Origin of the sequence: Trebonia sp. (assembly GCF_049794275.1) — a bacterium.
In the GTDB taxonomy this organism is placed as follows: domain Bacteria; phylum Actinomycetota; class Actinomycetes; order Streptosporangiales; family Streptosporangiaceae; genus Trebonia.
Window position 1 is genome coordinate 1 of sequence record NZ_JBARCR010001053.1, and the last position, 10,120, is coordinate 10,120.

The window sequence follows — 10,120 nt, forward strand, 5'->3', positions numbered from 1 at the left end:
CCGCAACGCCAGGAAAGAACGCCGGCTGCGCAGCCGTCGGCGGCCCCGCCAGGAGTCGGCGTCCGCCGCCGCCTGGCGAGGCTCGGAGCCCAGCGGGGGCCCGGTGTGAACCCTGTACTCGAACCCCTCATGAAGACCATCCGCGCCACCCATCCCAAGGCTGACGTGCGGACGGTCGAGCGCGCCTACGACGTCGCCGCCTACTGGCACCGTGACCAGAAGCGCAAGAGCGGCGACCCGTACATCACCCATCCGCTGGCGGTCGCGACGATCCTCGCCGAGCTGGGCATGAACACCGACACGCTCTGTGCCGCACTGCTGCACGACACCGTGGAGGACACGCCCTACACGCTGGTCGAGCTGCGCGGTGAGTTCGGCGAGGACGTGGCCGCGCTGGTGGACGGCGTGACCAAGCTGGACAAGGTCAAGTACGGCGAGTCGGCCGAGGCGGAAACGGTCCGCAAGATGGTCGTCGCGATGTCGCGGGACATCCGGGTCCTCGTGATCAAGCTCGCCGACCGGCTGCATAACATGCGGACGCTGCGCTACCTCTCGCGGGAGAAGCAGGAGCGCAAGTCCCGCGAGACGCTCGAGATCTTCGCCCCGCTCGCGCACCGGCTCGGCATGAACACGGTCAAGTGGGAACTCGAGGACCTCGCGTTCGCGACGATGTACCCCAAGCGGTACGACGAGATCGCGCGGCTGGTCGCGCAGCGCGCCCCGCGCCGCGACGTGTTCCTCCAGGAGGTCATCGCCGACCTGCAGGGTGACCTGCGCGAGGCGAAGATCAAGGGCAGCGTGACCGGCCGCCCGAAGCACTACTACTCGGTCTACCAGAAGATGATCGCCCGCAACGTCGGCTTCGACGACATCTACGACCTGGTCGGCATCAGGGTCCTCGTCGACTCGGTGCGGGACTGCTACGCGGCGCTCGGCACGATCCACGCGCGGTGGAACCCGGTCCCCGGCCGGTTCAAGGACTACATCGCGATGCCGAAGTTCAACATGTACCAGTCGCTGCACACGACGGTCATCGGCCCCGGCGGCAAGCCGGTCGAGCTGCAGATCCGCACCTGGGGCATGCACAAGCGCGCCGAGTACGGCGTCGCCGCGCACTGGAAGTACAAGGAAGACATGGTCGCCTACGGCCCGGCCGTGACGCGCGACGCCAAGAACGGGTCGGGGAAAGCCGACGCCACCGAGATGGACTGGCTGCGCCAGCTGGTGGACTGGCAGCGGGAGACCGAGGACCCGGCGGAGTTCCTCGACTCGCTGCGCTTCGCCCTCGCCGGCGCCGAAGTCTACGTGTTCACCCCGCGCGGCGAGGTGATCGCGCTCCCGCAGGACGCCACCCCTGTCGACTTCGCGTACGCGATCCACACCGAGATCGGGCACCGCACGATCGGGGCCCGGGTGAACGGCCGCCTGGTGGCCCTGGAGTCCACCCTGGAAAACGGCGACACCGTGGAGATCTTCACCTCCAAGGCGCAGGAAGCCGGCCCGAACAGGGACTGGCTCAACTTCGTCACGAGCGCCAGGGCCAGGAACAAGATCCGGCAGTGGTTCTCCAAGGAGCGAAGGGAAGCGGCCGTCGAGGCCGGCAAGGACCAGATCGCCAAGGTGATGCGCAAGCAGACCCTGCCGCTGCAGCGGCTGACGAGCGCGGACATGCTGCGCGAGATCGCCAGGGACCTGCACTACAACGACCTGTCCGGGCTCTACGCCGCGGTCGGCGAAGGCCGGATCAGCGCCCAGTCCGTCGTCGCCAAGCTGGTCCGCGCGGTCGGCGGCGCCGGCGAGCAGGACGACCTGGCCGAGGCGACACCGATCCCGCAGGTGTTCCGCCAGCCGACACATACGGCGACCGACTCGGGCGTCGAGGTCGAGGGCGCGACCGATGTGTGGGTGCGGCTGTCCAAGTGCTGCACACCGGTGCCCGGCGACGAGATCCAGGGCTTCGTCACGCACGGCCACGGGGTCTCCGTGCACCGTGTGGACTGCGGGAACCTGGCGCATCTCACCCAGACCCAGCGCGAGCGCATGGTCACGGTGCACTGGGCGCCGTCAGAAGCCTCGGTATTCCTGGTCGCCATCCAGGTAGAGGCGCTGGACCGCACCCGGCTGCTCTCTGACGTCACGCGGGTACTGTCCGACCAGCACGTGAACATCCTGTCCGCGTCGGTGACCACCACCAGGGACCGGGTAGCGATCAGCCGCTTCAGCTTCGAAATGGGCGACCCGAAGCACCTGGGCGACGTCTTGCGCGCAGTCCGCGGCGTCGACGGCGTCTACGACGTCTACCGCATGCAGAACTAGCCCGTACACGGCAGCGGCGCCCCACGCTTCCCTCAGCTACCGCGTAACACATTCCCCAGGCTCGGCGAACGCCTCCCGCGCAGCGCCCGAAGGGGGTCGATGGGCCATTGACCGCCCAAGAGTGGGGTCGATGGGCCATCGACCGCCAACCCGGGCCTAGCTGCTGAACTCCGCCAATGTGTGCTCGGCTTCTTCTAGCCAGGAGCGGCGGGCCTCGAGGGCTTCTTCTGCGTTGCTGATGGCGGACTGGTCACCGCGCTCGCGGGCGCGGGCCAGCTGGGCTTCCAGGGACGTGATCGCCGCGCGGAGCTGGTTGACCGTGCCTTCGGCGCGGGCTAGCGCCTCGGGGTTGGACTTGCGCCACTGGTTGTCTTCCGCGCGGCGGACCGCCTCCTCCACGCGGCGCAGGCCGGATTCGAGCTGCTCGCGGGAGTCGCGGGGGACCGAGCCGGCTTGCTCCCAGCGTTCCTGGATCGAGCGCAGCGTCGTGCGGGCCGTGCGCAGGTCGGTGACCGGCAGCAGGGCCTGGGCCTCGGCGAGGAGCTGCTCCTTGACCGTGGCGTGCGAGCGGAGCTCGGTTTCCTTGGCCGCGAACACCTCGGTGCGGGCGGCGAAGAACTTGTCCTGGGAGTCGCGGAACCGCTTCCACAGCTCCGCCTCCGCATCGCGGCCGGCCCGGCCGGCCTCCTTCCACTGCCGCATCAGGTCGCGGTAGGCCGACGTGGTGGGGCCCCAGTCGGTGGAGTCCTGGAGGGCCTCGGCCTCTTCGACCAGCTTCTCCTTGCGGATCCTGACCGACTCCCGCTCGGCTTCCAGGGACGCGAAGTAGGACTTGCGCCGCTTGGTGAAGGCGTTGCGCGCGGCGGACAGCCGCTTCCACAGCACGGCCTCGACCGCCCGGTCGGCGTGCGGCGCTGCCTTCCACTCCTCGAGCAGCTCGGCCATCCGCTCGCCGCTCGCCTTCCAGTGCGTCGCCTCGACGGCGATCTGCTCGGCCTCGGCGACGATCCGCTCCTTGATATCCCGCGCTTCCTGGCGCTGGTGCTCGCGGGCCGCCTTGACTTCCTCGCGGCGCTGATCCACCGCGGTCGTCAGCCCCTCGAGGCGCACCCGCAGGCTGTCCAGGTCACCGATGCAGTTGGCGTCCGCCACGGTGATCAGCAGTCGCTGCACGGTCGCCTGGGCCTGCGCGGGCGCGATCTCGGTGGCGGCCATCCGCTGCTCGATGAGCGCGACCTCGGTTTCGAGCGACTGGTACTTCCGCCGGAAGAACGCGAGCGCCTCCTCGGGGCTCCCTGCCGCCCACGAGCCGATCACCCGCTCGCCATCGGCCGTACGCACGTAGACCGTCCCGTCGTCGTCTACCCGGCCCCACGGATCGTTGGCGGTGGTCACGGCGAACCTCCTGTGGTTCTTGTGTGCGCCCGTTCCTAAGAGCGCCATGTGTTACTTAGCTCTTCTTGACCGTCACGCTGTTGATGATGACCTTCTTCTTGGGTACGCCCCCGCCGGCCTGAATGGTGCAGGAAGTACCAGCTTTAGCCACATTCTGGAGAATATCCAGACCTGAGGTAATTTTCCCGAAGGGCGTGTAGCTAGCGGGCAGGGTTGTGCTCTTGAACACAAGGAAGAACTGGCTGCCGTTTGTGTTCGCGCCACCATTGGCCATAGCGACCGTCCCCGCGGGATATGTCGCCCCGGTCAGGTTTTCGTCGGCGAATTGGTACCCGGGCCCGCCGGACCCAAGCGTGCTGGACGAGCAGGACAGTTTCGACTTCGCGGTGGCGTTCGGGTCGCCGCACTGGAGCAGGTAAAGGCCACTGCTGTTGGACACCCGCCAGCACTGGGTGTTGTTGAAGAAATTCGTCTCGGCCAGGTGGGCGAACGAGTTGACCGTGCACGTCGCCTTCGAGTTCAGCAGGCTGATGCCGATCTTGCCGAGGTTGGTGTTGATCGCCGCCGTATAGCTGGCGTTGTAATCCGGCGAAGCCGTCGGCAGGCTCGGCTTACCGCTGCCGTTGCTCGTATACGTGCAGTGGTGCGCGGGCTCGGCGACCGCGGCCGCGGAACTGGTAGCCGACGCCGACGCGGTCGCCTTGGGCTTGCTCTTCGCGGCCGGCGTCGACCCGCCGACGAACACCAGGGACAGGCCAGCGACCAGCCCGAGGACCAGGACGACAATGGCCCCGATGCTCAGCCGCTTGCGGAGCTGGCTCTGCCGCTGACGGCGCTCCTCCCGCTGCCGCTCGTGGCGTTCGCGCGCGCGCTGTCGCTGACGCTCTCTACTGCCCGCCAAGGCTCCCTGACCTCCTGCGTTCCTGTCCACCGGTAACGTCCGCGTTGGCGGCGTTAGCGCACGATCGTTCGCGCATCGTACCCGGCGGCAGCGCGGAGCGGTACCGTCGTTATCGGTTCGCTGCACTTCGCCGCGCTGATAGCGACGTTGTTAGCCACACTGTTATCGGTTCGCTGCGCCGCGCATCGAGTCGGTAGCCTGTCTGCGTGCTAGTCACCGGTTTTCCCGCGGGCGCCTTCGCCGCCAACTGCTACATCGTGGCGCCGGCGCCCGGCGAAGAGTGCGTGATCATCGACCCCGGCCAGGACGCGGAACGCGGGATCGAGGAACTCCTCGCCCGCTACCGCCTGAAGCCTGTCGCTGTGCTGCTCACGCACGGTCACATCGACCACGTGTGGTCGGTCGGGCCGGTCTGCGGCGCGAAGGGCATCCCGGCCTGGATCCACCCGGCGGACCGCGGCCTGCTCGCCGACCCGGCCAGCGGGCTGGCGCTCAACGTGGGCCAGGAGCTCTTCGGCGGCATCACGTTCACCGAGCCCGACGACGTGCGCGAGCTCACCGACGGCGCGACGCTGGAGCTGGCGGGTGTGCAGCTTGCCGTAGGCCATGTCCCCGGCCACACGCCAGGCTCGGTGACCTTCCGCGGCGGCGCGGACGACCTGGACGCGCTGTTCAGCGGGGACCTGCTGTTCGCCGGCTCGATCGGCCGCACCGACCTGCCCGGCGGCGACCACGCCACGATGCTGAAGTCGCTCGCCCGCACGCTGACCTTGCCCGACGAGACGGTCGTGCTGCCCGGCCACGGCCCGCAGACCACCGTCGGCGCCGAGCGCAGGACCAACCCGTTCCTGACCGGACTCGAGCCAGCCCAAAGGGGGCTGTAACACCATGGCCTTTCAGGCCCCCAAGGGGGTCTCAGAATACGTACCGCCGCGCAGCGCGCTGTTCGAGGAAGCCCGCGAGGCGTTCGCCACCTCCGCCCGCCGCGCCTGCTACGGCGCCGTCGAGACCGCGGTCTTCGAGGACACCGCGCTGTTCGTCCGCGGCGTCGGCGAATCGAGCGACGTGGTGAGCAAGGAGATGTACTCCTTCGCCGACCGCGGCGGCCGCGAGATCACGCTGCGCCCCGAGTTCACCGCCGGCGTGCTGCGCTCGCTGCTCGAGCACAACCTGCACAAGGGCGCGCTGCCCGTGAAGGTGTGGACCAGCGGGCCCGCCTTCAGATACGAGCGCCCGCAGGCAGGCAGGTACCGGCAGTTCTACCAGTTCGACCTGGAGGCGATCGGCACCGAGGACCCCGCGGTCGACGCCGAGACGATCGCCGTCGCGTGGGACGCCTACCAGTCGCTCGGCCTCAGGCAGTACACGCTGCTGCTGAACTCGCTCGGGGACAAGACCTGCCGCCCCGTCTACCGCGAGGCGCTGCAGAAGTTCCTCCGCGCGCTGGACCTGGACGAGGAGACCAGGCAGCGGATCGAGATCAACCCGCTGCGGGTGCTCGACGACAAGCGCCCCGATGTCCGCGCGCAGCTGGCGAACGCGCCCGTCATGACCGACTACCTGTGCGCCGAATGCAAGGCCCACTACGACACGGTCCGCGCCCTGCTCGACGACCTCGGCATCCCGTTCACCGACGCGCCGCGGCTGGTCCGCGGCCTCGACTACTACACGCGCACGACGTACGAATTCGACCACGCGCTGCTCGGCGCCCAGTCGGGCATCGGCGGCGGCGGGCGGTACGACGGGCTGAGCGAGGACATCGGCGGGCCGCCGCTGCCCGGCATCGGGTTCGCGGTCGGCCTCGACAGGATCGTGCTGGCCATGGAGGCCGAACGCGCCGCGGCCGGCACGGAAACAACCCCGGTCGCCTGCCAGGTGTTCGGCGTGCCGCTCGGTGCCGAGGCGCACGCGGACGTGCTGACCCTGATGACGAACCTGCGGCGGGCTGGCGTCAACGCGGACATGGCCTTCGGCGCCCGCGGGCTGAAGGGCGCGCTGCGCGCGGCGGACCGGTCGGGCGCTGCCTTCGCGGTGCTCATCGGCGCGGAGGAGAGACGCGCCGGGACCGTTTCGATCAAGGATCTCAAAACTGGTGACCAGCAGGACGTGGCGGCGGCGCAAGCCACGGACTGGCTGATAGAGAGGCTAGGGACGCAGTGATTAGGACGCACGAGGCCGGCACCCTGCGTGCGGAACACGCGGGGGAGCGGGTAGTTCTCGCCGGCTGGGTCGCGCGGCGGCGCGACCACGGCGGCGTCGTGTTCATCGACCTGCGGGACGCCAGTGGCGTGGTCCAGGTCGTGTGGCGCGGCGAAGAGGCCATCGCGCACGAGCTGCGGGCCGAATACTGCGTCAAGGTGACCGGGGAGGTGCGCCAGCGGCCGCCGGGCAACGAGAACCCGGAGCTGCCCACCGGTGCGATCGAGGTGGTCGCCGCGGCGGTCGAGGTGCTCAGCGAGGCCGACCCGCTGCCGTTCCCCATCGAGGGCGCCGCCGAGGTCAGCGAGGACGTCAGGATCAAGTACCGCTACCTCGACATCAGGCGCGCGGAGATGGCGCGCGCGCTGCGCATCAGGTCGCAGGCCGCGTACCTGCTCGGCGACGTCATGCGCGACCACAGGTTCGTGAACGTCGAGACGCCCGACCTGACCCGCTCCACGCCGGAAGGCGCGCGGGACTTCCTCGTCCCCGTCCGGCTGCGCCCCGGCCACTGGTACGCCCTGCCGCAGTCCCCGCAGCTGTTCAAGCAGCTGCTGATGGTCGGCGGCCTCGAGCGGTACTACCAGCTCGCCCGCTGCTTCCGCGACGAGGACCTGCGCAGCGACCGGCAGCCCGAGTTCACCCAGATCGACCTGGAGATGTCGTTCGTCAGCCGCGAGGACGTGATCGCGGTCGCGGAGGACATCGTGGCGACGCTGTGGGGCACGGTCACCGGCTACCAGGTGCCGCGGCCGATCCAGCGGATGACCTACGCGGACGCGATGGCGCGGTACGGGTCGGACAAGCCTGACCTGCGGTTCGGGGTCGAGCTGACCGACCTGACGAAGTACTTCGCGGGCACCGAGTTCCGGGTGTTCCAGGCGCCGCATGTCGGCGCGGTCGTGATGCCAGGCGGGGCGTCCCAGACCCGGCGGGAGCTCGACGCCTGGCAGGACTGGGCCAAGTCGCGTGGCGCGCGCGGGCTGGCGTACGCGCTGATCGGGCCTGACGGCGAGATCTCAGGTCCGGTGGCGAAAAACCTTTCCGATTCGGAACGTACGGGGCTCCGCGCGGCAGTTCAGGCTTCGCCGGGAGACGCGGTGTTCTTCGCGGCGGGCGCTGCCCGGGCATCCCAGGAACTGCTTGGCGCGGCCCGCCTGGAGATCGGCCGCCGCTGCGGGCTGATCGACGAGTCGGCGTGGTCGTTCCTGTGGGTGGTCGATGCGCCGATGTTCGAGGAGGACGGCGAGGGCGGCTGGACCTCGGTGCACCACCCGTTCACCGCGCCGCTGCCCGAATGGGCGGACAAGTTCGCGTCGTACCCCGGTGAGGCGCTGGCCGACGCCTACGACATCGTGTGCAACGGCTACGAGATCGGCGGCGGGTCGATCCGTATCCACCGGTCCGCCATGCAGCAGGCGGTCTTCGACGTGATCGGGCTGTCCGCGCAGGAGGCGAAGGCGCAGTTCGGCTTCCTGCTCGATGCGTTCAGGTTCGGGCCGCCCCCACACGGCGGCATCGCCTTCGGCTGGGACCGGGTGATCATGCTGCTCGCGGGCGCGGAGACGATCCGCGACGTGATCGCCTTCCCGAAGACGGCCTCCGGGTCCGACCCGCTGACCGGCGCGCCCACCCCGATCACCGCGGCGCAGCGCAAGGAGGCCGGCATCGACGCCAAGCCCGCCACCCCCGCCCCGGCCCCCCCGCCGCCCACCCCAGAGCCCTAACCCCCGCCCCTCCGGGGCCGCTAACCACGCGCTCCACTCATGATCGTGGGGAGTTCTCGGCGAATAGCGCGGACAACTCCCCATGATCATGAACGGGTACGGCTGACTGAACACCCCTGGTGGGTGCATGGGTGGCCCACGGCGGGGCCGCGATGGCTGAGGAGCTGTGCCACGTCGGCCGCCGTGGCTCAGCGGCGTTCCTGGTCGCGGAGGTCGAGAAATCCGATGCGGATGGTCACGATGTGGTTGTCGACGAGAACCGAACGGTCACGTCTCTTATCCCGCCATTGCTCAGCGGCCGGGTGAGCTGCTGTCCCGTCGATCTCAACACAAATCCGATAGTCCTCATAGAGATTGTCCAAATAACGACTAGCCCCTCGGCTGCTGATGCGAGCCTGGCGTCTCGCGGCGGGCAAGCCGTGCGGCCGCTCCACACCTTGGACATAACGCAATTCAAGGTGGGACAGCGCACCCTCGCCTGCATTGCCAAGCGCGAGTTCTATGTCACGGCGCCAGCGGAACTTCGGCCGGGCGTCAAGGGCTATGCGAATCCGGGCAGCCGTCGTTCGCCTCCGGCCTATCGCGTCACAAATCCAGGCATAAGCCTCTTCGAAAGTCGCCGCAGCCTGGATCAGATCGAGGACGGTCTCTTCGACTCGGGTGCACGGCGGTGACATGGCCGGGTGGCGGGTGCGCAGGATTGAGTTTGACCGGTGGATCACCACACCCGGAATCTCGCCTGATTTGACCGGATTGCGGTCCGCAGGCACCGTGATGTGGATTTTTGGGCTCAACCGGTCGGTGAGGCCGTGTCTTTCCGCCGCGGTCCAGTGGCTCAACGTGGCGCCGGGGCCAGCGCGCAGCAATGCTGCCCAGATTCGCGCTTCGCGGGATGGCTCGCCAGTGAAGGGTGAGTACACCCCGCGCTGGAGGCGCTGCCATCGCCCATAGCGAAGCCGGTTGTCCGCTCTGGCGGCACCCAGCCGGGAACGGGCGACCTGCGCCCGTGTGATGACACCACTGTGCTCGGAACCCATGCCCCTACCCTGACGGGCGGCCGGATCAGTTCGAATAGCCAATCAAAATCTGTGGAAAACGTGCCCGTTTTGCACCCGTCCTGTGGACAACGAATTCCCCGGCGCCCCCCGCTCTGTTAAACTCCGCCCCCGCCCCTCCGGACTCATGATCGTGGGGAGTTCTCAGCGGATATCGCGGAAAACTCCCCACGATCATGGCCGGCGCTTACTGGTTGTCACGGGCAGTAGGCTCGACGGCATGGAGAGTTTGTTCGATGAGGCGGAGGAGCGGGCGGCCCAGAAGGCCGCGCCGCTCGCCGTGCGGATGCGGCCGCGGACGCTGGACGAGGTGGTCGGCCAGCGGCACCTCACCGCGCCGGGCACGCCGTTCCGCAAGCTCATCGACAACGATGCCCCGATGTCGCTGCTGCTGTGGGGGCCGCCGGGCACCGGCAAGACCACCCTGGCCTACGTCGTCAGCCAGGTCACCAGCCGGAGGTTCACTGAGCTCTCCGCGGTGACCGCGGGCGTCAAGGACGTGCGCGCCGCCGTGGACGCCGCGCGCC

The 10,120-nt window shown here is 69.0% G+C and carries 8 protein-coding genes; 5 read left to right on the plus strand and 3 right to left on the minus strand.

Annotated elements, in window-relative coordinates:
* Positions 1-72: 72 nt before the first annotated feature.
* Positions 73-2,316 carry a RelA/SpoT family protein gene (locus WA805_RS26365; protein WP_422289200.1) on the plus strand — a complete coding sequence of 748 codons (2,244 nt, stop codon included), beginning with the start codon at positions 73-75 and terminating at the stop codon, positions 2,314-2,316.
* Positions 2,317-2,472: 156 nt separating this feature from the next.
* Here the strand turns inward: WA805_RS26365 and WA805_RS26370 are convergent, their stop codons facing one another.
* Entirely contained in the window at positions 2,473-3,711 is a 1,239-nt protein-coding gene (locus WA805_RS26370; RefSeq protein ID WP_422282229.1) for a DUF349 domain-containing protein, read from the minus strand.
* A gap of 55 nt (positions 3,712-3,766) precedes the next feature.
* Positions 3,767-4,612 (minus strand): peptidylprolyl isomerase, encoded by an 846-nt coding sequence (locus WA805_RS26375; protein ID WP_422288981.1) that lies wholly within the window; start codon positions 4,610-4,612, stop codon positions 3,767-3,769.
* Positions 4,613-4,818: 206 nt separating this feature from the next.
* Here WA805_RS26375 and WA805_RS26380 point away from each other — a divergent pair, with 206 nt between their 5' ends.
* From WA805_RS26380 to aspS, 3 genes are read left to right on the plus strand one after another with little or no spacing between them, the layout of a single operon-like run.
* Entirely contained in the window at positions 4,819-5,496 is a 678-nt protein-coding gene (locus tag WA805_RS26380) for an MBL fold metallo-hydrolase (protein WP_422324503.1), read from the plus strand.
* A 4-nt stretch (positions 5,497-5,500) separates the two neighbouring features.
* A complete protein-coding gene (gene hisS, locus WA805_RS26385; protein WP_425243698.1) occupies positions 5,501-6,772 on the plus strand; it encodes a histidine--tRNA ligase in 1,272 nt (423 codons plus the stop codon).
* Positions 6,769-8,538, plus strand: a complete 1,770-nt coding sequence (aspS, locus tag WA805_RS26390; RefSeq protein WP_422337294.1) for an aspartate--tRNA ligase — start codon at positions 6,769-6,771, stop codon at positions 8,536-8,538. Before hisS ends, aspS begins: the two co-directional genes overlap by 4 nt.
* A gap of 188 nt (positions 8,539-8,726) precedes the next feature.
* Here the strand turns inward: aspS and WA805_RS26395 are convergent, their stop codons facing one another.
* Positions 8,727-9,575 (minus strand): hypothetical protein, encoded by an 849-nt coding sequence (locus tag WA805_RS26395; protein ID WP_425243699.1) that lies wholly within the window; start codon positions 9,573-9,575, stop codon positions 8,727-8,729.
* A 238-nt stretch (positions 9,576-9,813) separates the two neighbouring features.
* On the opposite strand from WA805_RS26395, the gene WA805_RS26400 reads away from it, so the two are divergent.
* The coding region (locus WA805_RS26400) for an AAA family ATPase (protein ID WP_425243700.1) at positions 9,814-10,120 on the plus strand (307 nt) is incomplete at its 3' end.

Bases quoted from the DNA above. Each gene is read 5' to 3' on its own strand.
- hisS (WP_425243698.1), top strand. From the start codon at position 5,501: ATGGCCTTTCAGGCCCCCAAGGGGGTCTCAGAATACGTACCGCCGCGC.
- WA805_RS26395 (WP_425243699.1), bottom strand. From the start codon at position 9,575: ATGGGTTCCGAGCACAGTGGTGTCATCACACGGGCGCAGGTCGCCCGT.